Source organism: Dechloromonas sp. ZY10, from assembly GCF_041378895.1.
In the GTDB taxonomy this organism is placed as follows: Bacteria; Pseudomonadota; Gammaproteobacteria; order Burkholderiales; family Rhodocyclaceae; genus Azonexus; species Azonexus aquae.
The window spans coordinates 504,982-531,314 of sequence record NZ_CP144212.1 but is presented as its reverse complement, the minus strand read 5'-3'; the positions used below and the strand labels follow the sequence as shown (position 1 = coordinate 531,314).

Annotated in this window: 22 protein-coding genes; 8 read left to right on the top strand and 14 right to left on the bottom strand. The window is 64.4% G+C overall.

The genetic code is table 11. The features are described 5' to 3' along the window. Positions 1–53 precede the first annotated feature (53 nt). The gene (locus tag VX159_RS02475; RefSeq protein WP_371324410.1) at positions 54–1,781 is read left to right on the top strand and encodes a putative bifunctional diguanylate cyclase/phosphodiesterase; all 1,728 of its coding nucleotides are present in this window, start codon (positions 54–56) and stop codon (positions 1,779–1,781) included. On the opposite strand, the gene VX159_RS02470 is transcribed toward VX159_RS02475, so the two are convergent. From VX159_RS02470 to VX159_RS02425, 10 genes are all read right to left on the bottom strand, one after another. Next, positions 1,722–4,370 carry an ATP-binding protein gene (locus VX159_RS02470; RefSeq protein ID WP_371324409.1) on the bottom strand — a complete coding sequence of 883 codons (2,649 nt, stop codon included), beginning with the start codon at positions 4,368–4,370 and terminating at the stop codon, positions 1,722–1,724. The two genes, VX159_RS02475 and VX159_RS02470, sit on opposite strands and share 60 nt — an antisense overlap. An 81-nt stretch (positions 4,371–4,451) precedes the next feature. Further along, a complete protein-coding gene (locus VX159_RS02465; RefSeq protein WP_371324408.1) occupies positions 4,452–4,877 on the bottom strand; it encodes a nuclear transport factor 2 family protein in 426 nt (141 codons plus the stop codon). Between the two features lies 1 nt (position 4,878). After that, the gene (locus VX159_RS02460; RefSeq protein WP_371324407.1) at positions 4,879–5,640 is read right to left on the bottom strand and encodes an SDR family NAD(P)-dependent oxidoreductase; all 762 of its coding nucleotides are present in this window, start codon (positions 5,638–5,640) and stop codon (positions 4,879–4,881) included. After that, entirely contained in the window at positions 5,637–6,170 is a 534-nt protein-coding gene (locus VX159_RS02455; RefSeq protein WP_371324406.1) for a DUF3833 domain-containing protein, read from the bottom strand. The genes VX159_RS02460 and VX159_RS02455 overlap by 4 nt, the downstream gene beginning before the upstream one ends. Next, positions 6,167–7,402, bottom strand: a complete 1,236-nt coding sequence (locus VX159_RS02450; protein WP_371324405.1) for an MFS transporter — start codon at positions 7,400–7,402, stop codon at positions 6,167–6,169. The genes VX159_RS02455 and VX159_RS02450 overlap by 4 nt, the downstream gene beginning before the upstream one ends. 1 nt (position 7,403) lies before the next feature. Beyond that, positions 7,404–8,018, bottom strand: coding sequence for a chalcone isomerase family protein (locus VX159_RS02445; protein ID WP_371324404.1), 615 nt, complete (start codon positions 8,016–8,018; stop codon positions 7,404–7,406). Next, the gene (locus VX159_RS02440; RefSeq protein ID WP_371324403.1) at positions 7,987–9,171 is read right to left on the bottom strand and encodes a class I SAM-dependent methyltransferase; all 1,185 of its coding nucleotides are present in this window, start codon (positions 9,169–9,171) and stop codon (positions 7,987–7,989) included. Before VX159_RS02440 ends, VX159_RS02445 begins: the two co-directional genes overlap by 32 nt. Then, positions 9,171–9,932, bottom strand: coding sequence for a DUF1365 domain-containing protein (locus VX159_RS02435; RefSeq protein WP_371324402.1), 762 nt, complete (start codon positions 9,930–9,932; stop codon positions 9,171–9,173). Before VX159_RS02435 ends, VX159_RS02440 begins: the two co-directional genes overlap by 1 nt. Beyond that, entirely contained in the window at positions 9,929–11,266 is a 1,338-nt protein-coding gene (locus tag VX159_RS02430; RefSeq protein ID WP_371324401.1) for an NAD(P)/FAD-dependent oxidoreductase, read from the bottom strand. Before VX159_RS02430 ends, VX159_RS02435 begins: the two co-directional genes overlap by 4 nt. Continuing rightward, positions 11,263–11,844, bottom strand: a complete 582-nt coding sequence (locus tag VX159_RS02425; RefSeq protein WP_371324400.1) for a glutathione peroxidase — start codon at positions 11,842–11,844, stop codon at positions 11,263–11,265. Before VX159_RS02425 ends, VX159_RS02430 begins: the two co-directional genes overlap by 4 nt. 110 nt (positions 11,845–11,954) lie before the next feature. Between VX159_RS02425 and VX159_RS02420 the strand changes: the two genes are divergently transcribed. The 3 genes from VX159_RS02420 to VX159_RS02410 all read left to right on the top strand — a co-directional run bounded on the left by VX159_RS02420 (position 11,955) and on the right by VX159_RS02410 (position 15,284). Then, the gene (locus tag VX159_RS02420; protein ID WP_371324399.1) at positions 11,955–12,887 is read left to right on the top strand and encodes a MerR family transcriptional regulator; all 933 of its coding nucleotides are present in this window, start codon (positions 11,955–11,957) and stop codon (positions 12,885–12,887) included. Positions 12,888–12,934: 47 nt separating this feature from the next. Continuing rightward, on the top strand, positions 12,935–13,423 hold the full coding sequence (gene rfaE2, locus VX159_RS02415; protein ID WP_371324398.1) for a D-glycero-beta-D-manno-heptose 1-phosphate adenylyltransferase: 489 nt from the start codon (positions 12,935–12,937) through the stop codon (positions 13,421–13,423). Between the two features lie 238 nt (positions 13,424–13,661). After that, on the top strand, positions 13,662–15,284 hold the full coding sequence (locus VX159_RS02410; protein WP_371324397.1) for a methyl-accepting chemotaxis protein: 1,623 nt from the start codon (positions 13,662–13,664) through the stop codon (positions 15,282–15,284). A gap of 54 nt (positions 15,285–15,338) precedes the next feature. Here VX159_RS02410 and VX159_RS02405 read toward each other — a convergent pair whose 3' ends face one another. The 4 genes from VX159_RS02405 to VX159_RS02390 all read right to left on the bottom strand — a co-directional run bounded on the left by VX159_RS02405 (position 15,339) and on the right by VX159_RS02390 (position 20,050). Continuing rightward, complete coding sequence (locus VX159_RS02405) at positions 15,339–17,231, bottom strand: potassium transporter Kup (protein ID WP_371324396.1); 1,893 nt, start codon at positions 17,229–17,231, stop codon at positions 15,339–15,341. A 55-nt stretch (positions 17,232–17,286) separates the two neighbouring features. Further along, positions 17,287–18,135, bottom strand: a complete 849-nt coding sequence (locus VX159_RS02400) for an HDOD domain-containing protein (RefSeq protein WP_371324395.1) — start codon at positions 18,133–18,135, stop codon at positions 17,287–17,289. Between the two features lie 184 nt (positions 18,136–18,319). Further along, complete coding sequence (ssb, locus tag VX159_RS02395) at positions 18,320–18,829, bottom strand: single-stranded DNA-binding protein (RefSeq protein WP_371324394.1); 510 nt, start codon at positions 18,827–18,829, stop codon at positions 18,320–18,322. A 6-nt stretch (positions 18,830–18,835) separates the two neighbouring features. After that, positions 18,836–20,050: an MFS transporter gene (locus VX159_RS02390; RefSeq protein WP_371324393.1), complete on the bottom strand. Its 1,215-nt coding sequence runs from the start codon at positions 20,048–20,050 to the stop codon at positions 18,836–18,838. Between the two features lie 417 nt (positions 20,051–20,467). On the opposite strand from VX159_RS02390, the gene VX159_RS02385 reads away from it, so the two are divergent. The 4 genes from VX159_RS02385 (at position 20,468) to VX159_RS02370 (ending at position 26,308) form a co-directional block, all read left to right on the top strand. Beyond that, positions 20,468–22,351: a methyl-accepting chemotaxis protein gene (locus VX159_RS02385; RefSeq protein ID WP_371324392.1), complete on the top strand. Its 1,884-nt coding sequence runs from the start codon at positions 20,468–20,470 to the stop codon at positions 22,349–22,351. A 198-nt stretch (positions 22,352–22,549) separates the two neighbouring features. Beyond that, positions 22,550–23,974, top strand: a complete 1,425-nt coding sequence (aspA, locus tag VX159_RS02380; protein WP_371324391.1) for an aspartate ammonia-lyase — start codon at positions 22,550–22,552, stop codon at positions 23,972–23,974. A gap of 49 nt (positions 23,975–24,023) precedes the next feature. Next, a complete protein-coding gene (locus VX159_RS02375) occupies positions 24,024–25,328 on the top strand; it encodes a dicarboxylate/amino acid:cation symporter (protein ID WP_371324390.1) in 1,305 nt (434 codons plus the stop codon). Positions 25,329–25,549: 221 nt separating this feature from the next. Continuing rightward, positions 25,550–26,308 carry a sulfite exporter TauE/SafE family protein gene (locus tag VX159_RS02370; RefSeq protein WP_371324389.1) on the top strand — a complete coding sequence of 253 codons (759 nt, stop codon included), beginning with the start codon at positions 25,550–25,552 and terminating at the stop codon, positions 26,306–26,308. Positions 26,309–26,333 lie beyond the last annotated feature (25 nt).

The following is a 26,333-nucleotide window of genomic DNA, read 5'->3' as shown; positions in this document are numbered from 1 at the left end:
CACGGGCAGGATGACAGGAGTAGAGTCGGTTCACGTCACCCTCCCAGCCCGCCATGACCCAGTCGCCGGAATTACCCGTCACACTCCAGGCATTACGCGCCTGCGCCTTCGAATGCGTCAATGAAGCGGTGATGATTGCCGATGCCGACAGCAACATCATCGACGTGAATCCGGCATTTGTCCGCATGACCGGCTACACACTGGAAGAGGTTGCCGGACGCAATCCGCGGATGCTGGCCTCGGGACAAACCCCCAGCGAAACCTACGAGGCCATGTATCGTTCCCTGAGCATCGAAGGACACTGGCAGGGCGAAGTCTGGGACCGCCGCAAGGACGGCCGGACCTACCCCAAATGGCTCAGCGTCACCGCCATTTACGATACAGGTGGCGCCATCACCCACTACGTGGGCAGTTTTTCCGACATCAGCAGCGGCAAGGAAGCGGTCGAGCGCATGTACTACATGGCGCACCACGACCCGCTGACCGGGCTGGCCAACCGCAGTTCGCTCGACGCACAAATGGAACGGGTGCTCACGGCTGCCCGTCGCTCCGGCCACCAGTTTGCGCTGATGCTGATCGACATGGATAACTTCAAACAGGTCAACGACACACTCGGCCACCATGTCGGCGACCAGTTACTGATCCGCATCGCCGACCGCCTGCGGGAACATGTCCGGGCCAGCGACACGGTGGCCCGCCTCGGCGGAGATGAATTTGTCGTGATCCTGCACGATATCGAGCACGCCCAGTCGGTCGCCGCCATCACCAGCAAGCTGGCGCGAGCGCTAGCCGAGCCCTACGAACTGGAAAGCCACCTGCTCTACTCGACCCCGAGCATCGGCGTCTGCCTCTTTCCCAACGACGGCAACGACCCGGACACCCTGCTCAAGCACGCCGACTCGGCGATGTACCACGCCAAGGCCCAGGGACGGAACAACTTCCAGTTCTTTACCCCGACCATGAACGCCGCAGCCCACGAGCGCCTGCGCTTCGAAACCGCATTGCGCACGGCACTTGAAGAAACCACGCTGCAGATTGCGCCTCAATTCTGCCTGCACTTCCAGCCGCAAGTAGACCTCGCCAGCGGCCGGATCACCGGGCTGGAGGCCCTGGCCCGCTGGGACCACCCGGAACTCGGCGCCATCCCGCCGACGATTTTCATCCAGATCGCTGAAGAAACCGGGCTGATCCGACCGCTCGGCGACTGGGTCTTCTGGGAGGCCTGCCGCAAACTGCGCGATTTCAAGGCCGCCGGTCTGCGCAACCTGCGGGTGGCAGTCAATCTGTCAACCCAGCAACTACGGCACGAACAATTGCCGGTGGTGATCCGTGGCGCCCTGGCCTGCTACGATCTGGAAGCCTCGGAACTCGAACTTGAAATCACCGAAAGTACGGCGATGCAGAATCCGGAAGCGACCATCCGCATCCTCGAGCAACTCAAGGACATGGGCATCGTACTGGCCATCGACGATTTCGGCACCGGTTACTCATCGCTGTCTTACCTGAAGCATTTGCCGATCCATCGGCTCAAACTCGACCGCAGCTTCGTCAAGGACATCGAGTCCGACACCAACGATGCGGCGATTTGCTCCGCAACCATAGTGCTCGGCCACAATCTCGGCCTCGATCTGGTGGCCGAAGGGGTCGAAACTGAAGCCCAGCGCGACTACCTGCACTCGATCGGCTGCGATTTACTGCAAGGTTTTCTCTACAGCAAGCCGCTACCGGCAAGCGAGGTGGTTGCCTTCGTCAGCCGCTGGAACGCCCGCCTCGACCACTGAAGCCCCCTTGCCGCCACTCGCCAGATGGCGGTGCAGGCAGTTCAACAGGGTTTCCGGCTGAAAAGGCTTGCTGATGAAATCGACCATCCCGGCGGCCAGGCAACGGGCCCGGTCCTCGGCAAAGGCATTGGCAGTCAGGGCCACGATGGGCACCCGACGCCCCTCTTCGGTGGCGCGTATTCTGGCCGTCGCTTCGAGGCCATCGAGTTCGGGCATCTGCAAATCCATCAGGATCAGATCGAACCGGCGGACTGCCGCCAAAGCCACCGCCTGCAGCCCATTCTCAACTGCCGTGACACGAAAACCGGCATCTTCCAGCAAGCACAACCCGATCTCCCGATTGATCACCTCATCCTCGACCAGCAGGATTTCACCTCCGGGCTGGCAGCCATCCAGGCTTTCAGTCGCCGGCTCGGGCACAGGCAGCAATGTTTCAAACGGCAAGGGCAGATCGAAAGCCGCCGTCAGCCAAAACACCGACCCTTCGCCAGGGCGACTGCTGACGCCAACCTCACCGCCCATCAATTCGGCCAACTTGCGGGCGATCGCCAGACCCAGCCCGGTCCCGCCATACTTGCGCGAAGTACTCCGGTCAGCCTGCTCAAAAGCGCCGAACAGTCGCGGCAAGGCCGCCGGATCAATACCGATCCCCGTATCGCGGACCTCGAAACGCAGCCTGACCCGGGTTGCCGTCTGCTCCAGCAAACTGACGCCGAGCGCCACTTCCCCATGCTCGGTGAACTTCACCGCATTGACCACGAAATTGAGCAGCGCCTGCTGCAAACGGGTGCGGTCGCCCAGCAACTGCAGCGGCAACGCCCCCGGCAAATGGCAATGCAGGGCAATCCCCTTGGCTTGGGCCCGCCCCTGCATCAACCCCTCGATATCGGCAAAAACGTCGGCCAGCGCAAACGGGGCATGTTCTAGGGTGAATTTTCCCGACTCAATTTTTGACAGGTCGAGAATTGCATTGAGAATATTGAGCAAGTGCTCGCCTGCCGCCTGCAGCTTGGTCAGCTGTGTTTCCTGCTGCGGCGACAAGCCACCGCGCCGGATCAGGTGGGCCATCCCGGCAATTGCGTTGAGCGGGGTACGGATTTCGTGACTCATGTTGGCCAGAAACGCGCTTTTGGCCACACTCGCCTGCTCGGCGGCCTGCTTGGCCAGTTGCAATTCCTCGGTGCGCCGCGCCACGGTCGCCTCCAGTTCCTCGCGATAATGCGCCTGCACCTCGCGGGCTCGGCGAACCTCGGTCATGTCGGTCAGCACCAGCACACCGCCACCATCGTCGACATCGCTACGCAAGGGATACATCCTGACCCGCAGCGGCAGGCGCCGGCCGTCGCAGGTTTCGACCCACAACTCCTGTTCCGGCCAAGCCTCGCCAGCCCGCAATGCGGCGCCGATGCGCTCCCGGAAAACCACTTCGCGACCACTGTCGATTTCCAAGAAGCGCAGCGAGGTCACCGCCGCCACCGGCGCATCAGGACTGAGTCCGAGCATCCGCCGGGCAGTTGGGTTGCAGAAGGTGCATTGCGCCTCCTGATCCAAACCGCAAATCCCCTCGCCCAGCGCATCAAGCAGGCGCTGGAAACGCTGGGCACTGACATCGCGCTCGACGTTTGCCACCTGCTCGCGCGCCTCGGAACGCGCCAGTCGCCAAAGTACTGCGACCAGCAACGACAAGGCCAGCAGGCTGCCACCGACAGTCACCCGCAGCAGAGTCCACCATTCAGCGAGAAAATCCTCAGCGGCCAGGCCAACCGCCACATAAAAGGGGTAGCTGCCGACCCGCTTGTAGGCATAAATCCGGTCCTGTTTGTCGATGGCAGCCTGAAAGCGGATCGAGCCACGCAACTCACCGGCCTCAATCCGCTGATGCAGAGGATTGTTATGTACCGCCTGATTAACGGTGTTGGGGCGCTCTGGCAGTCGCAATACCAGACGCGCATCGTCGCTGCGCCGCCAGGTCACCACCCCGTTGGGGCCGAGATCGAGCGAACGGAACAAGGCCTGCAGATGCCCCAGTTCGAGCGGTGCCAGAGCAACCCCGGCAAACTGCCCGCCTGCCTCGCGGATCGGTACCGCGACAAACAATTGCGGCCGCTTGCTGATCTTGCCAATCGCCACCTCCGAGAAAAAGATCGGAGTTGCCGGATTGGCCCGCAGCGATTCGAAGTAGCTGCGCCCGACAGTGCTGACATAGGCATTGGGGCTGAGGAATTCGCCCTCCGAGGCATACAGCACATTTCCCTCGCGATCGATCAGCCGCAAGCCGGTGATTTCTGGAAAATGCGCAGCCAATGCCGCCAGTCGCCTCTGCATCGCCGCTGCCTGTGCTGGCTGCTGCTGACGGCTGAGCGCGGCGAGTGGCACTTCGGCGGCAAGCGCCACCAGGGTCGCCTGGGTCCGGCGCAGGGCGCTGTCCAGCCGCGCTTCGAGTACCTCGACCAGATTGCCGGCAGTAGCCTCGGCCTGCAGCGTCCGCTCCCGATAGGCCTGCACCAGCAAGTAAGAAAGCAGGAGGCCGACGCCGAAGATCACTGGCACCAACCAGCGCAGCGAAAGATGAAGACGGCCCTGCGGCATCGCGTTGTTGCTCCCTGGAATGCGGCAGGAAAACCCTGGCCGCACCCAGGATTTTACCGAAAGCCATTGCCAGAGGCAGACTCAGGCGGCAAGTAGGCGACGGAACCCGCGCCACAAACAGCCCAGAATGGGCAGTTTGAGTAACAGTTCCTCGCCCGGATCCCAGTAGTCGCGATGTTCGCTGACCCGCCCGGCCGTCAGGCGCAAATGCGTCGAGCCCCGGAAGGACCAGCGGCCGCCCCCGCCCCAGGCGCTACGCGGCTGCCACGAAAACTCCCAGAGCAGCATTGCCTGATCGTCCCCGACAAAGCGCTCAAGGACATGAAAACGCGGCGCATCGACCTGGGCATACATGTGCCGGAAGATGCCGATGATTGCCGGCAAACCCTGAACATCGTTGAACGGATCCTTGAACCGGGCATCTGGGGCATAAAACTCGGCCAGGCGCGGCAGCGATTCGGGGCTCAGGGTTTCGTAAAAATCGATCAAATCCTGCAGGAATTGCATCTCAGCCTCCGGTCAAACGGCGCACCAGCGGAAAATACAGGCGATATGGCAACTGCCGCAGCAGTTTCAGCCAGCCCGTGAACCGCTGCGGGTAAGCAATTTCGAATTTTCCACCAGCCAGCCCGTCGACCGTGAACAAGGCGGCCTGTTCCGGAGTCAGCAAAGCCGGCATCGGAAAATCGTTGCCGGCGGTCAGCCGGGTCGCCACAAACCCGGGGTTAACCAGCCACACTCCCCGCCCCTGCGGTGCCAGTTCCAGATGCAAGCCCTCGGCAAAATGAATCAGCGCCGCCTTCGCCGGCCCATAAGCTAGTGCCTTAGGGAGCGCGCGATAGCCGGCGACACTGGCAAACAGCGCGATCCCGCCGGTCGGTGCCAGGCGGGGCAGGACGGCTGCGGTGAAGCGCAACGCCCCGGCATAGTTGATGTCGAGCAGGCGCAAGGCCTGCTCGACATCGAAGTCGGCGACCCGCATCGGACGGTAATCGCCGGCCAGGTACACCGCCAGATCGAGTTCGCCCCACTGCCGCTGCAAGCCGCTGGCGACCTCTGCCAGCGCCGCCGGGTCGCTGGCATCGCAAGGCCAGGCCGTGGCGCCAGGCAAGGCCGCCGCCAGTTCGGCCAACTGCGCCGAGGAGCGGGCCGACAAGGCCAGCCGGGCACCGCGCCGGTGCAATTCGCGAGCCAGCGCCGCACCGATTCCAGTCGATGCGCCGAGCAGCCAGACCCGGCGGCCGCGCCAGTCGACGATCCGGGGATTCATTGTCCGGCCTCGCGCCGGGTGAAGCTGAGGCTGACCTCGCCCAAGCGGAAGCCCCACTTGGACATGAAGGAGCGGTTAAGCAAGGTGCGTTCGTCAATCAGGAACATCCAGTCGTCAAAATCGACTTCCCAGACCCGGCCATCAACCGGCAGCGCCAGCACGTAACGCCAGCGTAGCGCATTGCCCGCGACCTCACCCAAGGCTTCGCCGACCACATCGTCGGCGCGGCCCCGCCACGAGCCGTCAGGCTGGCGGCTCAGGGTCCATACCCGGCGCGAGGTCGAACCGTCGGACCAGCGAAAATGCTCGTCGAGCGTCCCGACCTCGCCTTGCCAGCGCGCCTCGATGACCACGTGAAAGCGCTTTTTGACCACGCCGGAACGGTCCTGGAACATCCCCCAGCCGTCGAGCGTGCCGTTGAAATAGCGCGGCAATTCGAGCGCAGGCTGTTCGCTACGGTAAGGCTCGACGCCGGGCGAGGCACAGGCCCCGAGACATAGACAAGCCAGCATGGCGATGGTCTTTTTCATCGGACTTCCTCCAGAATCGGGCGCCAGCGCCACAACAACGCCAGCGCCAGCAGTTTGCACAGCAAGGGCAACACGGCGTAGGCCAGGACCAGCGCCGCCGTTCCCTGCGGCTGCCCCGGGACATAGCCGGCAACCGCCAGCAAGGGCAAGGCCAGCCCGGCGGCCAGCGCCAGATTGAGCTTGGCCACCAGATTCCACACCCCGAAGCAACGTCCGCTCTGCCCTAGACGTTCGCTCAAGTCGGCAAGAAGTGCCGCAGGCAAGGCCAGATCCGCCCCGAGCGCCAGTCCCGAAGCCAGGCAGATCAGGGCAAAAGGCACCAGATCGCCGGGGCCGAGCCAGACTGCGCCGGCAAAGGCGAGCAGCGCCAGCAGCATGCCGGCAGCCCAGGCGGCAACCCGGCCATGCATGGCGGCCAGGCGAACCCAGAGCGGCAGCGACAAGGCTCCGGCGAGAAAATAGAGTCCCAGCAAAGCCCCGCCGCTGGCTGGCCGCTGCAGGACATCGGCCACGAAAAACAGGAACAGCGTGGCCGGCAAGGCCGAGGCCAGGCCATTGACCGCAAATACCGAGAGCAAGCGCCAGATCGCCGGATCGGCACGCAGGGATGCCCAATTGCCACTCACCGGCGGCAGCACGGGATGTTGCCAGCTACCGTGCCGCCGCTGTCCCAGGCGATACAAGGGCCATGCTGCCAGCAACAGCAAAGGGGGCAGCATCCAGCCCAGTGGCTGCAAGGACTCGGCAATCGCTGCCCCTTGCCCCTGCCACCAGGCGGGCAACACCGCCGCAAGCAAAATCCCTAACAGCCCCCAGCCTTCGCGTGCTGCCGTCAACCGGGTACGCTGCCCCGGAGTAACCCCGAGCGCTGCGCCCCATGCCTGATAGGCCAGCGTCGCCGCAGAAAATCCGAGGTAAGTGGGCAGCAGCCATAGCAGCAACCACCCCCCGCCAGCCCCGGCCGGGGGCCGGGTCAGCCCGGCAAAGCCGAGCGCCAGCAGCGGCAAGGCTAGCGCCAGCAAGCGCGGACGCGACCAGCGGTCGGCCAGCCGTCCGAGCCAGGGATCAACTGCGGCATCGAGCAGGCGGCTCAGCAGCAGGATTGCCCCCAACCACGCCAGATCGACGCCGAGACTGGCATAAAGCGGCGGCAGATGGACATACAGCGGCAGGGCAGCAAAGGCCAGCGGCAAGCCGAGCAGCCCGTAAGCCAGGGTCTCGCGGCGCTCCATCTCAACCACCTGCGGAGCCTAGCAAAGCCTGGCGCAAACCGGGTTCGCTGGTCCGCGGGTCGAGCCAGATGGCAAAGAATGCGTCGGCAAAGGCGGCTTCGGCGATTTCGCCAAGAAAACGGCCGTTGTGAGCAAACCAGGCCGCATCACCGCGGTGCACCCCGACGATGTAATCGCCTGGCCGAACATCCGGCAGCAACGCGGCGAGGCGCGCCCCCCAGCGTTCCAGCGCAACTTCGCTGGTCCCAAGGGTGCGCATCTCGCGCAAGCTGGCATCGACAATCTGGCTGCTGCGGATCGCCCGGTGATAATCCAGACGCAAGGCCAGCGGTGGCCGCCGCAGGTCGTCACCAGCCCACAACGTGGCCCGGTAGATTCGAAAACCGAAACGGCTGAATTCGCCCTGCCCCCAACGGCGTAGGCCCGGCCACGGGGATTCCAGCACCGGGTCGGCAAAGGCGGCCAGAGGCAGGCCTGCGAACGCCAGCAAGTAGCGTCGTCGGGCTGCGTCGAGCACCGGCATTTTGGCCGGATTCGGCGGTTGACCGTGACCACCGGGCTGGCGGGCGCCCGGCGCAACCAGGTCAACGATGCGCCAGTTCAAATTGGACGACATCGATGTTCCCGGCACGGAAACCGGCCTCGCAATAAGCCAGATAAAGCCGCCACAAGCGACGGAAATGCTCGTCGAACCCCAGCTCGGCAACTTCCGGCCACCGGCTCTCGAAAGCCTGCCGCCAGGCCGCCAGCGTGCGCGCGTAATCCAGCCCGAAGGAAAATTCGCCACCCACCCGCAGCCCCTGGCGGACCGCCGCCCGACCGAAGGCCGAAGGCGACGGCAGCATGCCACCGGGGAACACATATTGCTGGATGAAATCGGTACCGCGCCGGTAGCTGGCAAAGAGGTCGTCACGAATCACGATGCTCTGGACCACGGCCCGGCCACCCGGCTTGAGACAAGCCGCCAGCTGGCCGAAATAGGTCGGCCAGTAGCGCTCACCAACCGCCTCGAACATCTCGATCGAGACGATGTGATCGTAACGCCCCTGCTCGTCGCGGTAGTCCTGCAAGCGCAAATCAGCGCCCGGGACCCGCCGCTGCGCCCAAGCCAGTTGCGCCGGCGACAAGGTCAGCCCGGTCAGTTGCAGCCCCCGGGCCACCGCGTGCTCGGCAAAGCCCCCCCAGCCGCAGCCAATCTCCAGCACCGTCTGGCCGGCCTGCGGCGCCAGACGATCGAGGATGCGCTTGTACTTGGCCGCCTGAGCTTCCGCCAGCGTCGCCCGCGGGTCGGCAAACAGAGCCGAGGAATAGCTCATGGTCGGATCAAGCCAGAGTGCGTAGAAATCGTTGCCCAGATCGTAGTGAGCGACGATGTTGCGCCGGCTACCCTGGCGGCTGTTGCGATTAAGCAAGTGGCGCAGGCGCGCCCGCAGCAAAGGCCACCAGGCACCGTAGATGGCGCGCCGGAGGACCTCGCGGTTGCGCGCCAGCAAACTGAGCAGCCCGACCAGGTCGGCGCACTGCCAGTCGCCATCGAGATAGCTCTCGGCCAGCCCGATGTCGCCACGTGCCAGCACCCGGCTGAATAAAGCCTGGTCGCGCACTTCGAGGACCAGGCCGGGCCCTTCGCCATCGCCGAACACCGCCCGCGAACCGTCGGGCAGGGCCACTTCCAGCAAGCCGCCGCGCAGGTGCTGCAGCAGCTCGAAGACTTGCCGCGTATCGCGGGCCAGCGGCTCGTTGCCGCGCAGGATCAGGGTTTGGTTCATCAACGTGACTCCTCGCAGGATGGTGCCGGCGACCGTGCGCCGATAAAGGGAACGCCCTTCAGCCACAGGCGCAGGGCCTGCCAGTGAATGCGCCAGACGACGCCGAGGGTGAGCAGCGGCATGCGCAGCACCGCCCGCAGCAGCCGACCGCTCGACCAACCGACGGCACGACCGCTGAGCGCGGTCTGCAACAACTCGCCGGCGGCGTCGTCGTAGTCGATCCGGACCGCAACCCGGTCGGCGCGGTCACGAAAGCGGAAGCGATAACCGCCGCAGACCCGGTTGAAGGGGGAAACATGCAAGGCCTTGACCGCCTGCGGCTCGGCAGCGGCGGTCAGCGGCCGGCCGTCGGCATGCAGCAGGTAGTGGTGATACTCGCCGAAGGTGTTGTTGACTTCGGCCAGCACGGCGATCAGTTCGCCGCCGGGCGCGTGGCAGTACCAGAAACTGACCGGGTTGAAGACAAAGCCGCACAGACGGGGAAAGGTCTGCAACACGATGTCACCATCGTGCGGCAAGCCTGCCTCGCGCAGGCGGGCCTCGATCCACGGCAGCAAGGGGCTGCCGTCACGCGGGCCGTGGTCGCGCTGGCGGAAACTGAGCAAATTGCCACGGTCGACCGTGAACAAGGTGCAATTTGCCTCGCTCAGCCGGCGCAAAGGCAGGCGGACGAAAAACACCGGGTAGACGAAGTGGTGCAGCACCGGCCGCAGGCGCCGGTGCATCACCTGCCCGAGCAAGAGTTGCGGCCCCCCGTTCATGCCAGTGCCTCGGCTGGCTGGCGGACGCCGCCTTGCCAGGGCGCCTCGACGCCGAGCGCATTGACCACCGCCAGCGCCGACTTGAGGCCGTCCTCGTGGAAGCCGTAGCCGCCCCAGGCCCCCGCCAGCCAGATGCCGCGCCGCCCCTGCACTGCCGGCAGCCGGGCTTGCGCGGCAATCGCCGGCGCGTCGAACAGGGGATGGTCGTAAGCAAACTCGGCGATCACCCGCTCTGCTGCCGGTTCCTGCGGCGGGTTCAGGGTCACCACCACCGGCGTCGCAAAGGGCAAGGGCTGCAGCCGGTTGATCAGGTAGGAAACGCCGACCGGCGCCTGCCCCGGGGCACCTTCGCCGGCCAGATAATTCCAGGCCGACCACAGGGCAGGCCGCCGTGGCAGCAAGGCCGGATCGCAATGCAGGACGGCGCGGTTAGGCTGATAGCGGACCGCAGCGAGGACCTCGCGCTGCCCGGCATCGGCAGCCTCGCCGAGCAGCGCCAGCGACTGATCGCTATGACAGGCAAGGATGACCTGATCGAAACGTTCGCTGCCCTGCGCGTGCTCAACCTGGACGCCGCCATCGGCGCACGGCTGGACCCGGCGCACCGGGCAGGCGCAACGGACATCGGCCAGTTGCCCGACGATACGTTCGACGTAAGTCCGCGAGCCGCCCAGCACGGTCCGCCACTGCGGCCGGTCGAGCAACTGCAGCAGACCGTGGTTGCGGCAGAAGCGGACGAAGGTAGCCAAAGGCATGGCCAGTATCTGGCCGGTCGGGCTCGACCAGATCGCCGCCGCCATCGGCAGCAGATACCAGTCGCGGAAGGCCGCGCCATAGCCGCCGGCCTGCAGGTAGTCGCCCAGGCTGATGCCGGCGGCGGCCGGATTGGCCGCCAGCCAGACCTGGCTTTCGCGGTTGAAGCGCAGCAGTTCGGCCAGCATCCGCCAGAAAGCCGGGCGCAGCAGGTTGCGCGGCTGACCGAAGACCGTCGCCAGGCTGGTCCCGGCCCACTCCAGATCGGGTTGTTGCAGGCGCACCGCAAAGGACATTTCGGTCGGCACGCTGTCGATCCCGAGCAGCGCGAACAGGGCGATCAGGTTGGGATAAGTGCGCTCGTTGAAGACCAGAAAACCGGTATCGACCGGATGGGTTTTACCCTCCAGGCTGACGTCGACCGTGTGGCTGTGACCGCCGCAACGGGTATCGGCCTCGAATAGCGTCACCTCGTACCGGGTTTGCAGCAGCCACGCCGCCACCAGCCCGGAAATCCCGCTGCCGACCACGGCAATCCTCTGTCGACCTGCCGGGGGAAGAAAATCGTCGCGCGCGGTCATCGCCGTTCTCCCGCCGGCGGCGTCGCCAAAAAGGCTTCGAGCTTGGCCAGCAAGGCCGGATCGTCGGGCTTGGTCAGGCTGCCGAAGGCCGCCACCTGGGTCGCCCCGCGATTGATCAGGTATTTGTGGAAATTCCAGCGCGGCTTGCTGCCGGTCAGATCGGCCAGCTGCCGATAAAAAGCGTTGGCTTGAGCGCCTTTCACGGTCGACTTGGCCAGCATCGGAAATTCGACGCCGTAGGTCAGCCTGCAGAATTCGGCGATTTCGCGGTCGCTCCCGGGTTCCTGCTCGCCAAAGTCGTTGGAAGGAAAGCCAAGCACCACCAGTCCGCGCGGCGCCATACGCTCATGCAGTTTTTCCAGCGCGTCGTACTGGCCGGTAAAGCCGCAGTAGCTGGCGGTATTGACCACCAGAATCACCTTGTCGCGCAGATCGCACAGCGAATAAGGCTTGCCATCCTGCAAGCGCGGAAAGACGTGATTGAGCAGCGGTGGGCACTGCCCGGCCGCAGCTGCTGGCACGGCAGCCAGCGAAAGCAATCCGGCAAGCCCCAGCCAGCGTCTGATTTGCGTGAACATGTGAAGCTCCTTACCTTTTTTGTCCTAGACAAAATGAATCTTTGTTCGTAAGATAGTCAGCAACAACCGGCCTGTCAACGCTTTTGTTCAACATTTGTACAGGACAAATAATGAATACCCCGCACTACAACATCGCGGCTGTCGAACGCGAAACCGGGCTTTCCAAAGACGTCCTGCGGATGTGGGAAAGGCGCTACGGTTTCCCTGCTCCGGAACGCGATGCCCATGGCGAGCGCAGCTACCCAGCCCCCCAGGTCGAGCGACTGCGCCTGGTAAAACGCCTGCTCGATCAAGGACATCGCCCCGGAAAACTGCTCTCGCTCGACGAATCCGCATTGCAGGCACTGACCCCGCGGCGCAGCGGCCAACCCCTGTCACTGGCGCCGGACAGCGAGATCGGCAGCCTGCTCGCATTGCTCCGGCAACACGACACGGCCGCCCTGGCCCAGGCCTTGCAGCAACGCCTGACCCGCGACGGACTGGCCCGTTTTGTCCAGGACAGCATCGCCCCTCTGACCCGCGAGGTCGGCGCAGCCTGGGAGCGCGGAGAACTGCAGGTGTTCGAGGAGCATTTGTTCACCGAGCAGGCCAAGCGGGTGCTGCGCCAGGCCATCGGCAGCCTGCGCGGGCGCGACGGAAGACCGCGCATCCTGCTCACCACACCGCCCGACGAACTGCACGCACTCGGCCTGTTGATGGCCGAAGCCCTGCTCACGCTCGACGGCGCCGAATGCATTCCGCTCGGCACCCAGATGCCGGTCGGCGACATCGTCCGCGCCGCCACCGCCCATCGGGCAGACATCGTCGCGCTATCGTTCTCGCAGGCCTACCCGGGACGCCAGATCGCCCCCTTGCTGCAGCAACTGCGCCAGCAGTTGCCGGAAACGATCACACTCTGGGCCGGCGGTGCCGGCGTCCAGCGCCTGAGCAGCAGCGCCGGCATCCAGCTGCTGCCCGACCTGGCCGATGCCGGCAGCGCCCTCGCCAGCTGGCACCGCCTGCAACAGCAGGTAAGCGGCGGTAGCGACGGAGACTTACAATAGCGGCCTTTGACCTCTTGGCCCCAATGAGCCGCCCGACGGAGAGCGCGATGGACTACCCCCTGCCCGGATTCGAAAACAAGATTTGCCCGCCTGCCGAGTTGACCGTGAAAGCGGCTGCCCTCGCCCGTCCACTGGTATTCACCAATGGCTGTTTCGACATCCTGCACCGGGGTCATGTCACCTATCTGGCACAAGCCGCCGCACTCGGCCGCAGCCTGGTCGTCGCGCTCAACAGCGATGCCTCGGTCAAGCGCCTGGGTAAAGGCGATGACCGGCCGGTCAACTCACTGGCCGACCGCCTGGCGGTGATGGCCGCGCTCGAATGCGTCGCGCTGGTCACCTGGTTCGACGAAGACACCCCGCTCCAGCGCATCCTCGACTGTCGCCCGGAAATCCTGGTCAAGGGCGGCGACTGGCCGGTAGACAAGATCGTTGGCTGCGGCGAAGTCCGCAGTTGGGGTGGCAGCGTCCATTCGATCCCCTTCCTGCACGAAAAATCGACCACCGCACTGCTGGAAAAGATTCGCCGCCTGTAAGCCCTGCCGCCCCGGAGCCCTGCGGCTGCATCGAGCGGCCGGGCGTCTCGCGCCCTGCGTGCCGGCTCCGGAAGGCCGCGAAAACACTATCTTGCGAGCCCCCCCCCCGGGCCTGCAGGCCAGAAGTATCACCCCTTCAAAATATACTACTTTAGTAATAGAATCCCCTGTAAGAGGCGTGGAGGCCAATTGCCGCAATAACAACCAGGCGCGGCCCATTCGAAACAGGGGGGGAATCATGCTGTCCAATCTCAAGATCGGAGTCCGTCTGGGCACCGGCTTCGCCGCAATCCTGGTATTGCTGCTGATCATTGCCGGAACCGCCTATCTGCGCGTCGGCGAGATCAATTTTGAAATCGACCGGGCCGTTAATGACCGATTCCCCAAAACAGTCAAAGCCAACGAACTGATCGAGCAAGGGAACTCGGTGTCCCGCCACCTGCGCAACATGCTGCTGATGGACAAGGCGAGTGAAATCGCGGAGCAGAAGGAATCGATCATGGCAGCCCGCAAGCGGGCGCGGGAATTGCGCGACGAATTGCAAAATTCGATCCGCAGCGATGAAGGCAAACGCCTGATGCAGGGGATAAATGACGCCATGACCCCCTTCGCCAATGCCAATACCCGCGCCATCGAGCTGATTGAAAGCGGGCAGCGCGATGAGGCGCGGCGCTTCCTGCTCGAAGAGGTCCGCCCCAAGGAGATTGCCTTCCGCAAATCGATCGAAGCGGTCATCGCCTTCCAGACCAGATTGATGCGGGAAGCAGGCACGCAAGCCGGGCAGACCGCCACAACGACTCACCATCTGATTCTGCTCCTAGGCACAGTGGCCATCCTGCTCTCGCTGCTGCTGGCCTGGAGCATTACCCGCTCGGTAGTCGCACCGATCCGCGAAGCCGTTGCCGCAGCGGGCCGGATTGCTTCGGGTGACCTGACCCAGCCCTTGCAGGCCAGCGGCCGCGACGAAGTCGCGGAACTGCTACAGGCATTGCAGCGGATGCAGTCAGACCTTGGTCAGATCGTCGCCGCGCTGCAAGCCAAGTCGAACGAACTCGGCGAAGCCGCCAGCGGACTCGCCGCAACCGCGCAGCAAGTGTCGCAAGCGACACAGGAACAATCCGAATCGGCCTCGTCGATGGCCGCTTCGGTTGAGGAAATGACCGTCAGCATCGGCCAGGTCGCCGACTACGCTGGCGATGCCGAACGCCTCTCCGGAGACGCCGGGCGCCTGACCGACAGCGGTAGCGAAGTCATCGCCAGCCTGGTCCATGAAATGCACGAGATCGCCGGCTCCAACGAGCGGGCCAGCGCCACCATGCGCTCGCTCAGCGAAAGTTCGCATGCGATTTCGAATGTTGTTTCGGTGATCAAGGAGGTCGCCGACCAGACCAACCTGCTCGCGCTCAACGCCGCCATCGAGGCCGCCCGGGCCGGCGAACAGGGGCGCGGTTTCGCCGTTGTCGCCGACGAGGTGCGCAAGCTGGCCGAGCGCACGACGCTATCGACCGAGGAAATCCGGGGCATGATCGAAAAAATCCAGCTCGATGCCCAGCATGCGCAAAGCGACATCGAAACCCGTACGGCGATTGTCGAACGCGGCGTCGAACTGGCGCGCAACGCCGGCGATTCGATCAGCCAGATTCGCGATGGCTCGGGCCGGGTTGTGCATGCCGTGGCCGACATCGCCTCGGCCATCGAAGAGCAACGCAGTGCCAGCACCAGCATCGCCGGCAGCGTCGAACGGATTGCACAAATGAGCGAGGAAAACAGCGCTGCCGTCGGTCAGGCCGCAGATGCCGCCCGGCATCTGCAGACACTGGCCGGCGACCTGCGGACCCTGGCCAGCCGCTTCCGCACCTGAAGCGAGGCGGCAACAGCGGCCGTTGCCGGAAGCGACGGCCGCACTCCCCACCGCTTACAGAACGACCTGCGTACCGAGTTCGACCACCCGGTTACTGGGAATCTGGAAGAAATCGGTCGCCGAGCCCGCATTGCGGAACATCGCGACAAACAGCTTTTCCCGCCAAAAGGCCATCCCTGAGCCGAAGCGCGGAATCAGCGTTTCACGGCCGATGAAGTAGGAGGTATCGAGTTGCTCCAGCGCCAGACCGGCTTCGGCACAACGCGCCAGCGCCTCCGGCACGTTCGGCTCATCCTTGAAACCATACTGGATCACGACGCTCCAGAACGCCTCGCGCAAGGGACGCACCTCGACCCGGTCGATGTCGGGGACGTAAGGAACATCGAAAAACTGCACCGAAACCAGCACCACGCGTTCGTGCAGGACCTTGTTGTGCATCAGGTTGTGCAACAGCGCATGCGGCACGCCGGTCGGATCGGCATTCAGGAATACCGCCGTCCCGGCCACCCGGGTCGGCATCGACGAGGCCAGCGATTCGAGAAAAATCGGCAAGACCAGCTTTTCACCGGCCAGGCGTTCGGCCAGCAACTCGCGACCACGCTTCCAGGTCGTCATCAGAACGAAGACGAACACTCCGGCCACCAGCGGGAACCAGCCGCCATCAGGAATTTTCAGGATATTGGCGGCGAGGAACACCAGTTCGACCGAGAGAAAGCAGGAAAACAGCAAACCGGCCTTGAGCCAGCCCCATTTCCAGAACTTGGCGACCACCACCGTTGCCAACAACGAAGTGATCACCATATCGCCGGTCACCGCGATGCCATAAGCGGCCGCCAGATTGTTCGATGACTTGAAGCCAAGCACGAGGATCATCACCGCCAGCATCAGCCCCCAGTTCACCGCCGGCAAATAGATTTGCCCGGCCTCCTTTTCGGAGGTGTGCTGCACCTCCATGCGCGGCACGAAGCCCAGCTGCATCGCCTGCCGGGTCACCGAGAAGGCCCCCGAAATCACCGCCTGCGAGGCGATCACGGTGGCCAGCGTAGCCAGTCCAACCAGCGGATAGAGCGCCCAGTCGGGCGCCGACAGGAAGAAGGGATTCTGTGCGGCCTCCGGCTCAGCCAGGATCAACGCCCCCTGACCGAAATAGTTCAGAACCAGCGCCGGCAGCACGAAAGCAAACCAGGCACGTGAAATCGGCTTCTGGCCGAAATGCCCCATATCGGCATACAGGGCTTCGGCCCCGGTCACCGCCAGCACCACATTGCCCATCGCCACCAGCGCCATTGCCTTGTTGGCCAGCAGGAATTCGATGCCGTACCAGGGGTTGGCAGCCATCAGAATCTCCGGGTGCTGAACAATGTTGTACAAGCCGAGCGCCGCCAGCGTCGAAAACCAGATCAGCATCACCGGCCCGAACGCCGCCCCCATCATCGCCGTGCCGTGCCGCTGCACGGCGAACAGGGCGAGCAGGACCACCAGGGTCAGCGGAATCACAAAGGGCTTGAGACCGGGCGCGGCGACTTCCAGCCCCTCGACTGCCGAGAGCACCGAAATCGCCGGCGTCACCATTCCGTCGCCGTAGAACATCGCGGCACCGAGCACGCCGACCAGCATGATGGCCCGGGCCTGGCGTGGCTTGCCGCGAGCGCTGTGCAGGGCCAGCGCGATCAGCGCCATGATTCCGCCCTCGCCACGATTATCGGCCCGCATGATGAAGCTGACGTACTTGACCGAAACCACCACGATCAGCGCCCAGAAAAACAGTGACAAGCTGCCGAAGATATTGGCCTCGGTCACCGGAATCGGGTGGTTGCCGGCAAACACTTCCTTCATCGCGTACAAGGGACTGGTGCCGATGTCGCCATAAACCACGCCGAGTGCGGCCAGCGCGAGAACGGCAAGACGCTTGCCGGTCACCTCGCCGGCTGAATGATGACTGCTCATAATCTACCTCTGGAATCCCTGGCGACGGTGGTCCGACGGTCGCGGCACAAGGTACTCAGGCCCCCAGTGCGGCCTTCAGGGACAAAACTTCCTCTTCCGACTCGGCGACGATTTCATTCAGCGCCGCCTGGTCGAACAGGCTGCCGAGAATCGATGTATCGACACCGGCGTCGAATTCCGGATCGCGCCACGACGAGGTCAGGTTGGCGATCTTGTTGGCGACATAGAGCACGTCGGACAAGGTCTTGACCTCGCGCAGCTCGCGCTCGGTTTCGTGCTCCTGCACCGCCTTAAGCACCTGCTCGGGCGAGCCGAGGGCGGAAAGCAGCGCATGCCCGATATTCTCGTGCCAATCGACCAACAGTGCATACAACTCGGGCTTGTCGTCGATCAACTCGGGGAAATTGGCCGCCCGCGACATCAGGTAGAACACCCCGAGATCGTGCACCAGGCCGGCAAACATCGCCTCGTCGCCGTTGATCCGGGCCAGCTTGCGGGCCAGCACCCGGCACAAGGCGGCAACGTGGGCGGTGTGCTCCCACAGCTTGCGCGACAGGGATTCGAAGGGAACCATGTGCTTGGACTTCAGCAACTGGTCCATCGCGACCGCGAAAGAAACAGTACGCACGGCCTCCATGCCAACCCGGACAATGGCGGTCTTGACATCGGCAATCTCGCGGCCTGACGGATTCATCATCACCGAATTGGCCATCCGGATGATTTTCGCGCTCATCAAGGGCTCGGCCCCGACCAGCTTGGCCAGCTGTTCGACGTTCAGGTTGGGGTCCTTGAGCGCAGTCCGCACCTGAAAGGTGATGTCGAGAAAAGTCGGAAACGAAATCTCGTCGCCGGACAGATCGCGGGCGATATCTTCGAGAATCTTGAAGGTGATGGCGTTGGACATGCGCAGAGCCTTGTGTCGTGTCCCGGCGGAGAGACAATCTGAAACCGGCGCTATTCTAGCGCGAAACCACCAGGCGGCCCGCAGCGAAGACTGCCCGATCACGGCACTCGGCGAGAAAAAACAACCGCTTATGCCAAACAAAACCCCGGTGGCAAACCGGGGCTGAAGAGACTGCAGCAGAGGCTCAGAACGGAATGTCGTCGCCGAGGTCGTCAAACGAAGGCTTCGGCCGGTTCTTCGGCGGGGCCGGCGAGTAGTCGGCCGGCTCGTTGTCGTAGCCGCCGCCACCGTAACCACCGCCACCGCTGCCGCCGCCATAACCGCCAGCGCCGCCTTGCTGCGCCGGTGCGCCCATGCCCTGACGACCGCCGAGCATCTGCATTTCGGTGGCTTCGATTTCGGTGGTGTAACGATCCTGGCCGTCCTTGTCCTGCCACTTGCGGGTCTTGATCCGGCCTTCGATATACACCGACGAACCCTTCTTCAGATACTGGCCGGCAATTTCGGCCAAGCGACGGTAGAAGACGACGCGATGCCATTCGGTCATTTCGCGCTTTTCGCCGGTGTTCTTGTCTTTCCAGCTATCGGTGGTCGCCAGACGGATGTTGCAGATTGCGTCGCCGCTCGCGGTGTAGCGGGTTTCCGGGTCGGCACCGAGATTGCCGACGAGAATGACCTTGTTGACCGATGCCATGGGTCTTTACTCCTGAAGATTGGATGCTGCCACGGTCGCCGGGCGCCGTGACGGAAAATTCATTGATGCCGCCACCAGCAGCCACAACAGGGCGAGGCCGGCACAGACGGAAAAAACCGCATTATCGCCGAAATGTTGCGCCAGGTAGCCACCAAGCGTGCCGCCAAGGAACAGGCCGCATGCCTGCGTCGTATTATAGACCCCGAGCGCGGCGCCCTTGGCCTCGGGCGGCGCGGTTCGCGAGACCAGCGAGGGCAGCGTCGCTTCGAGTACGTTGAAGGCAACGAAAAAGAGCAGCAACCACAGCCCCAGCGTCCACAAACTGCCTCCGGCCAGATAGAGGCCGCACTGGACGACACACAGCAACCCAACGGCGGCAAGGAAGATCGGCCGCATCTTGTCGCGCCGCTCGGCGGCGATGATCGCCGGCACCATCACCGCAAATGAAACCAGTACCGCCGGCAGGTACACCTGCCAATGCGCCGCCGGCGCCAGTCCGCCATGGCTGACCAGAGCGTGCGGCAAAACCACGAACATCGCCATCTGGATCAGGTGCAGGGTAAAAATGCCGAGGTTCAGCCGTAGCAGATCACGATCCGCCAGCACCCGCCGCAAGGGCAGGCGCAGATGGCCATGCGGCCGCGGCACCACCGGCACGGCCTTGAGTAGCAGGACAATCGCCGCCAGCGCCAGCACCCCGGTCAGTACGAACAGACCGCCCATGCCGATCCAGCCATACAGCAGCGGCGCACCGACCAGCGACAGTGCGAAGACCAGGCCGATCGACGAACCGATCATCGCCATCACCTTGGTCCGGTGCTCCTCGCGGGTCAGATCGGCGGCAAGCGCGGTCACTGCCGCAGAAATCGCACCGGCGCCCTGCAGGACGCGCCCGACGATCACCCAGTGCAGATCCGGCGCCCAGGCCGCAACGAAGCTGCCAAAGGCGAACAGCAGCAGGCCGGCAATGATCACCGGCTTGCGCCCCCAGTAGTCGGAAGCGATCCCGTAGGGAATCTGGAAGACCGCCTGAGTCAGGCCATAAGCGCCGAGCGCAAAACCGACCAGGGTCAGGTTATCGCCCCCGGGAACGTCCTTTGCGTAGAGCGAAAACACCGGCAGGATCAGGAACAGCCCCAGCATGCGCAGGGCGAAGATGGAAGCCAGCGAAGCGCCAACGCGGCGCTCCTGCGGACTCATGCGGTCGGATGAGGCGGACATGGGCAGGAATCGGGCAGGCCCGGCAGCGATGCCGGGCAACAATCGGGTTGAGTGCTGCAATGCAGCGAAGCCGGGAATATTAACGTGAACACCCGCTGACAGTCCGCCACGGTTGGCCGAAGGGCGCTAGCGATCCGCCGCCGCAAAGGTCGGACAGGGGCGACTGACCCGGCCAGCTCACAAAAGTTCCGCCCCGTCCAGGCGCCGGTTTTTCGGACAAGCTTTCCCCCGAACCATCCGGAAAACCGTCCCCATCTGCCACGCCAGAAAAAATAGCCCTTAAAAATCAACAAAATAAAAAACCTCCGGCGGCCCTCTCGCTGGCACGCCAGATGCAATCGGAAACGCTCCCGCCCCCCCCCCGGAACACGGTCCACGCCGCCAACCCCGGAAAACGCCCCCGCCCCCGGAGCCTCCATGTCCCTCAAAACCCGCCTGCTGCTGTGTATTGCCGCGCTGGTTGGCAGCGTCATCGCCATCCAGTCAATCCTCTCCTATCACCGCCTGCATACTGAAATCCGCCGCGGCATCGAACAGGAACTGCTGGCCAGCATTGCCGGCAACCGCCAGGCACTGGCCCAATGGCTGGGCCAGCGTCGGGCGGCAATCGATGCGCTGGGCACCCGCCTCGGCGCCGGCGACGAGTTGCAGGCCGGTCTGCAGCAGGCACAACAGGCTGGCCTTTTCGACCAGACCTTTGCCGGTTTTGCCGACCGGCAGATACATTACCACCTCGCCGCCAAGCGCCCGCCGGCCGGCTACGACCCGACCGCCCGCCCGTGGTACCGGCTGGCCAGTGAACGCCAGGAAACCAGCGTTACCGCGCCCTATCTCTTTTCCAGCGCGCAGAAACTCGGCATCACCGTCGCCAGCCCGATCCGCCGCGACGGCCGCATCGTCGGCGTCGCTGCCGGCGACATCCTGCTTGGCGAAGTCAGCGCCAGCGTCCGCGACATGCGACTGCGCGGCGGCTATGCCTTTCTCGCTACCCGTGACGGCCGCATCGTCGCCCACCCACAGAGCGATGCCAGCTTGCGCCCGGTCGGCGAAGTCATCCCCGGCCTCACCCCGGAACTGCTGGCGCTGGCCGGCAACGACGCCCCCGTGCGCGAACTGACGCTCGACGGCCGCGCCAGCTACTTCGCCGCGACCGCGATCCCCGGTTCGGATTGGGTACTCGCCTGCGTCATCGACCAGGCGGAAGTGCTGGCGCCGCTGCACGCGCTACTGCTCCAGCAATGGCTGGCCGGCCTTGCCTGCGCTGGCCTCGGCGTTGCCTTGGCCGCCTACGTGCTGCGCCGGCTGCTCGGCGGCCTGACCACCTTGCGCGACGCGCTGACCGAGATCGCCGCCGGCGAAGCCGACCTGACCCGCCGACTGCCCGCACACAACAATGACGAGGTTGGCCAGACTGCCGCCGCCTTCAACCGCTTTGTCGCCAGCCTGCACGACCTCTTTGCCGAAGCCCGCAGTCAGGCCGCCCGCCTCGACCGCGAACTGGCCGCGCTCAAAGCCACCACCGGGCAAGTCGCGCAAGCCGCAGCCGAGCAGCGCGACGCGGCCAGTCGCAGCGCCGCCAGTATCGAGCAACTGACCGTCAGCATCGGCCAGATTGCCGACAACGCCGCCAGCGGCGAACAACTGGCGCGGCAGGCCGACGAAATCTCGCGTGGCTCGGCCTGCGCCGTCGGCGACCTGGCCAGCGACATTGCGGAAATTTCGCTCGCGGTCGGTCGCCTCGATACCACGCTCAACACCCTTGGCAGCCGCTCGCACGCGATGAACGACATCATCGGCGTGATCCGCGAAATCGCCGACCAGACCAACCTGCTCGCGCTCAACGCCGCCATCGAGGCCGCCCGTGCCGGCGAGCAGGGGCGCGGTTTTGCCGTCGTCGCCGACGAAGTGCGCAAGCTCGCCGAGCGCTCGGCCAAGGCCACCGTCGAGATCGGCAGCCTGATCGATGCCACCGACCGCGAAATCCAGTCGGCGCTGGCCGGCATGGCCCAGACACAAGCGTCGGTCAGCGCCGGAATCGCGGCCTCGCACACGGTTGCCGGCCGGATTGACGGCATTCGCAGCGAAGTCGCCGGCGTCGTCGCGACGATCCGCGACATTGCCAGCGCCACCCGCGAACAGAGCGGCGCCGCCAACGACATGGCCACGGTCGCCGCAACCGGCAGCCGCCTTGCCCGCGCCAACGATCAGGCGATCGGCAACGCCCGCGATGCCATCGGCGAACTCAGCCGGCTGGCCAGCGAGCTCAATGCACTGAACGCCCGCTTCCGCCTGCACAGCTGACCCCGGCCAGCCACTACCGCCGTTCGGAAAACCGAACAGCGCATCGGGCAGATTTTCGGAAAGCCGTCGCCCGACCCCCGACCAAAGGAAAAAAATACAATTTTTTCAATCAGTTAAATAACCCACCGGGCTGGCACGCGACCTGCAATAGAAAAACCATCGGGCGCACCGCCGCCCGACCGCACCAAGGAGACAAAAATGAACAAAGCAACTTTCCGCAGCGAACACGACCTGCTCGGCGACCGCGATGTCCCGAGCGCGGCCTACTACGGGGTGCACACCCTGCGCGCACTGGAGAACTTCCCGATCACCGGGATCGCGATCTCGGTCTACCCCGACCTGATCCGCGCCCTGGCCCAGATCAAGAAGGCCGCTGCCCAGGCCAACCTGCAGCTCGGCCTGCTCGACGCGACGCGCGCCGAGGCCATCGTCGGCGCCTGCCGCGAAGTGATCGACGGCCAGTGGCATGAGCAGTTCGTGGTCGATGTGATCCAGGGCGGTGCCGGCACCTCGACCAACATGAACGCCAACGAGGTGATCGCCAACCGCGCCCTCGAACTGCTGGGCAAGGAGCGCGGCGACTACAAGGCGCTGCACCCGAACGAACACGTCAACATGAGCCAGTCGACCAACGACGTGTACCCGACCGCGCTCAAGCTCGCCACCTATGTCGGCATCTTCCGCCTGGTCGACGCCATGGCCTACCTGCGCAAGGCCTTCGAACGCAAGGCCGACGAATTCGCCGACGTACTCAAGATGGGTCGCACCCAGCTGCAGGACGCGGTGCCGATGACCCTCGGCCAGGAATTCTCGACCTACGCGGTGATGCTCGGCGAAGACGAGGAACGGCTCAAGGAAGCCGCGCTGCTGATCCGCGAAATCAACCTCGGCGCTACCGCTATCGGCACCGGCATCAACGCCGACCCCGACTACGCGGCGCTGGTCTGCCGCCGCCTCGCCGAAATCAGCGGCGTGCCGGTGGTCACCGCCCCCAACCTGATCGAAGCGACGCAGGATTGCGGCAGCTTCGTGCAACTCTCCGGCGTCCTCAAGCGGGTCGCGGTCAAGCTGTCCAAGGTCTGCAACGATCTGCGCCTGCTCTCCTCCGGCCCGCGCGCCGGCTTGGGCGAGATCAACCTGCCGCCGCGTCAGGCCGGCTCGTCGATCATGCCGGGCAAGGTCAATCCGGTGATTCCGGAAGTAATGAACCAGATCGCCTTCGAAGTGATCGGCAACGACGCCACCGTCACCTTCGCCGCTGAAGCCGGCCAGCTGCAGTTGAACGCCTTCGAGCCGATCATCGCCCACAGCCTGTTCAAGAGCGTGCTCCACCTGTCCAACGGCTGCCGCGTGCTCGCCGACCACTGCGTCGCCGGCATCACCGCCAACCGCGAACGGCTGCGCGAATCGGTCGAACAATCGATCGGCATCGTCACCGCGCTCAACCCCTACATCGGCTACGCCAACGCCACCGAAGTCGCCGCCGAAGCCTTCCGCAGCGGCCGGGGTGTTGCCGAAATCGTCCTCGAACGCGGCCTGATGAGCGGCGAACAACTGGCCGCCGTGCTGCAACCGGAAGTGCTGACCAAGCCGCAGCGCCTGAGCACGGTCAACGCCCGCTGAAGGCAAAAACCGACAACAACGCAGAGTTCAATCACGAAGGAAAATTGAGATGAAAATGAATCGCCTGACTACCTGGATCGGTATCGCGCTGGTCCTCGGCATCATCGTCGGCTACGCCTGCAACACGCTGGCGCCGACGCCGGCAGCGGCCAAGGAAATCGCCAGCTATTTCGGCATCCTGACCGACATCTTCCTGCGCTTGATCAAGATGATCATCGCCCCGCTGGTCTTCGCCACCCTGGTTGCCGGCCTCGCCAACATGGGCGACTCCAAGGCCGTCGGCCGCATCGGCGGCCGCGCCATCGGCTGGTTCATCGGCGCCTCGTTCTGCTCGCTGCTGATCGGTCTGGTCTTCGCCAATCTGCTCAAGCCCGGCGAAGCCCTGAGCGTGCCGCTGCCCGAATCGGCCGCCGGTCTCAACCTCAAGACCAGCGCGCTCAACCTCAAGGATTTCATCACCCACGTCTTCCCCAAGAGCATCATGGAAGCGATGGCGGCCAATGAAATCCTGCAGATCCTGGTCTTCGCCGTCTTCTTCGGTCTCGCCCTCGGCCACCTGCACAACCAGACCGCGCGCTCGCTGGTCAACACCATGGACGAAGTGGTGCACGTGATGCTCAAGGTCACCGACTACGTGATGCGCTTCGCCCCGTTCGGCGTCTTCGGCGCCGTTGCCGGTGCGATCACCACCAACGGTCTCGGCATGCTGGCGATCTTCGGCAAGTTCATGCTCAGCTTCTACATCGCGCTGGCCGTGCTGTGGGCGGTGCTGATCGGCGCCGGCTACCTGGTGCTGGGCAAGGACATCTTCCGCCTGCTCAAGCTGGTGCGCGGCCCGATGCTGGTCGGTTTTTCGACCGCGAGCAGCGAATCGGTGTACCCGAAGCTGATGGAACAACTGGAAAAGTTCGGCATCAAGACCCGCGTCACCGGCTTCGTGCTGCCGCTCGGCTACTCCTTCAACCTTGACGGCTCGATGATGTACACCACCTTCCTGGCGCTGTTCATCGCCCAGGCCTACGACATCCCGATGAGCCTGACCGCGCAGATCACCATGCTGCTGGTGCTGATGGTCTCCTCCAAGGGCATCGCCGGCGTGCCGCGCTCGTCGCTGGTGGTCGTTGCCGCCGTGCTGCCGATGTTCAACCTGCCCGAAGCCGGCATCCTGCTCGTGCTCGGCATCGACCACTTCCTCGACATGGGCCGCACCGTGACCAACGTGCTCGGCAACGCCATCGCCACCTCGGTGGTCGCCAAGTGGGAAGGCGCGATTGATCCGGTCGATCCGGAACTGGCCGAGGCCGACGAAGCCTTGCCGGTGCCGGAAGACCTGCCAGCCACCCAGGCCGCCTGAGCCCTCCCGGCCGTAACTTTATCTCCTCCGCGGTACGGCTTTGAATCCCTCTGGCCGCACCGACTTTGCCCGGCCTGGCGCGCAAGCGCCGGGCCGTTTTTTTGCCCTGTGGCAAGCATTTTTGAGGATTTTCACGGTCGACCGCGAAAATCCTCAAAAATGCCGGCTACCGCCAGCCCCTTCCCCACCCTAACCACTGACAGCTAACCGCTAGAGCCCCCATGTCCTTCGATTGGTACCTCCTGATTCCCGCCGCCTTCTTTGCCGGCATGGTCGACGCCGTGGTCGGCGGCGGCGGCCTGATCCAGATTCCGGCGCTGCTGGCACAGTTTCCGCAAACGGCGATCCCGACCTTGTTCGGCACCAACAAACTGTCGAGCATCGCCGGCACCGGCGCCGCGCTGTGGCGCTACGCCCGTTCGGTGCGGATTCCCTGGGTCGTGGTGCTGCCGGCGACGGTGATGGCGCTGCTCGGCGCCTGGGGCGGCGCGGCGCTGGTCGCGTGGATTTCACGCGAGGCAATGCGGCCGCTGGTGATCGTGCTGATGATCGCGGTCGCGGTCTATACCTTCATGAAGAAGGACCTCGGCCAGCAGGTCACCCGCCCGCTACACGCCGGCGACCGCTGGAAGGGCGCACTGTTCGGCGGCATCATCGGCGTCTACGATGGCTTCTTCGGCCCCGGCACCGGCAGCTTCCTGATCTTTGGTTTCATCCGCCTGTTCGGGATGGATTTCGTCCAGGGCTCGGCCAGCGCCAAAGTGATCAATTTCGCCACCAATCTCTCGGCGATCGGCTTCTTCGCCAGCCACGGCCCCATCCTCTGGGAAATCGGCCTGGTCATGGCGGTCTGCAATCTGGCCGGCTCGGTGATCGGCACCCAGCTTGCGCTCAAGCACGGTGCCGGCTTCATCCGCAAGGCCTTCCTCGGCGTCGTCGTGGTCCTGATCGGCAAGCAACTGCTCGACCTGCTGGCCTGATACCATCGTCCCACCTTCCTCGCGC

What these genes read in the sequence shown, in the direction of transcription:
- VX159_RS02475 (WP_371324410.1), top strand. Translation starts at nt 54, where the DNA reads ATGACCCAGTCGCCGGAATTACCCGTCACACTCCAGGCATTACGCGCC.
- VX159_RS02470 (WP_371324409.1), bottom strand. Translation starts at nt 4,370, where the DNA reads ATGCCGCAGGGCCGTCTTCATCTTTCGCTGCGCTGGTTGGTGCCAGTG.
- VX159_RS02465 (WP_371324408.1), bottom strand. Translation starts at nt 4,877, where the DNA reads ATGCAATTCCTGCAGGATTTGATCGATTTTTACGAAACCCTGAGCCCC.
- VX159_RS02460 (WP_371324407.1), bottom strand. Translation starts at nt 5,640, where the DNA reads ATGAATCCCCGGATCGTCGACTGGCGCGGCCGCCGGGTCTGGCTGCTC.
- VX159_RS02455 (WP_371324406.1), bottom strand. Translation starts at nt 6,170, where the DNA reads ATGAAAAAGACCATCGCCATGCTGGCTTGTCTATGTCTCGGGGCCTGT.
- VX159_RS02450 (WP_371324405.1), bottom strand. Translation starts at nt 7,402, where the DNA reads ATGGAGCGCCGCGAGACCCTGGCTTACGGGCTGCTCGGCTTGCCGCTG.
- VX159_RS02445 (WP_371324404.1), bottom strand. Translation starts at nt 8,018, where the DNA reads ATGTCGTCCAATTTGAACTGGCGCATCGTTGACCTGGTTGCGCCGGGC.
- VX159_RS02440 (WP_371324403.1), bottom strand. Translation starts at nt 9,171, where the DNA reads ATGAACCAAACCCTGATCCTGCGCGGCAACGAGCCGCTGGCCCGCGAT.
- VX159_RS02435 (WP_371324402.1), bottom strand. Translation starts at nt 9,932, where the DNA reads ATGAACGGGGGGCCGCAACTCTTGCTCGGGCAGGTGATGCACCGGCGC.
- VX159_RS02430 (WP_371324401.1), bottom strand. Translation starts at nt 11,266, where the DNA reads ATGACCGCGCGCGACGATTTTCTTCCCCCGGCAGGTCGACAGAGGATT.
- VX159_RS02425 (WP_371324400.1), bottom strand. Translation starts at nt 11,844, where the DNA reads ATGTTCACGCAAATCAGACGCTGGCTGGGGCTTGCCGGATTGCTTTCG.
- VX159_RS02420 (WP_371324399.1), top strand. Translation starts at nt 11,955, where the DNA reads ATGAATACCCCGCACTACAACATCGCGGCTGTCGAACGCGAAACCGGG.
- rfaE2 (WP_371324398.1), top strand. Translation starts at nt 12,935, where the DNA reads ATGGACTACCCCCTGCCCGGATTCGAAAACAAGATTTGCCCGCCTGCC.
- VX159_RS02410 (WP_371324397.1), top strand. Translation starts at nt 13,662, where the DNA reads ATGCTGTCCAATCTCAAGATCGGAGTCCGTCTGGGCACCGGCTTCGCC.
- VX159_RS02405 (WP_371324396.1), bottom strand. Translation starts at nt 17,231, where the DNA reads ATGAGCAGTCATCATTCAGCCGGCGAGGTGACCGGCAAGCGTCTTGCC.
- VX159_RS02400 (WP_371324395.1), bottom strand. Translation starts at nt 18,135, where the DNA reads ATGTCCAACGCCATCACCTTCAAGATTCTCGAAGATATCGCCCGCGAT.
- ssb (WP_371324394.1), bottom strand. Translation starts at nt 18,829, where the DNA reads ATGGCATCGGTCAACAAGGTCATTCTCGTCGGCAATCTCGGTGCCGAC.
- VX159_RS02390 (WP_371324393.1), bottom strand. Translation starts at nt 20,050, where the DNA reads ATGTCCGCCTCATCCGACCGCATGAGTCCGCAGGAGCGCCGCGTTGGC.
- VX159_RS02385 (WP_371324392.1), top strand. Translation starts at nt 20,468, where the DNA reads ATGTCCCTCAAAACCCGCCTGCTGCTGTGTATTGCCGCGCTGGTTGGC.
- aspA (WP_371324391.1), top strand. Translation starts at nt 22,550, where the DNA reads ATGAACAAAGCAACTTTCCGCAGCGAACACGACCTGCTCGGCGACCGC.
- VX159_RS02375 (WP_371324390.1), top strand. Translation starts at nt 24,024, where the DNA reads ATGAAAATGAATCGCCTGACTACCTGGATCGGTATCGCGCTGGTCCTC.
- VX159_RS02370 (WP_371324389.1), top strand. Translation starts at nt 25,550, where the DNA reads ATGTCCTTCGATTGGTACCTCCTGATTCCCGCCGCCTTCTTTGCCGGC.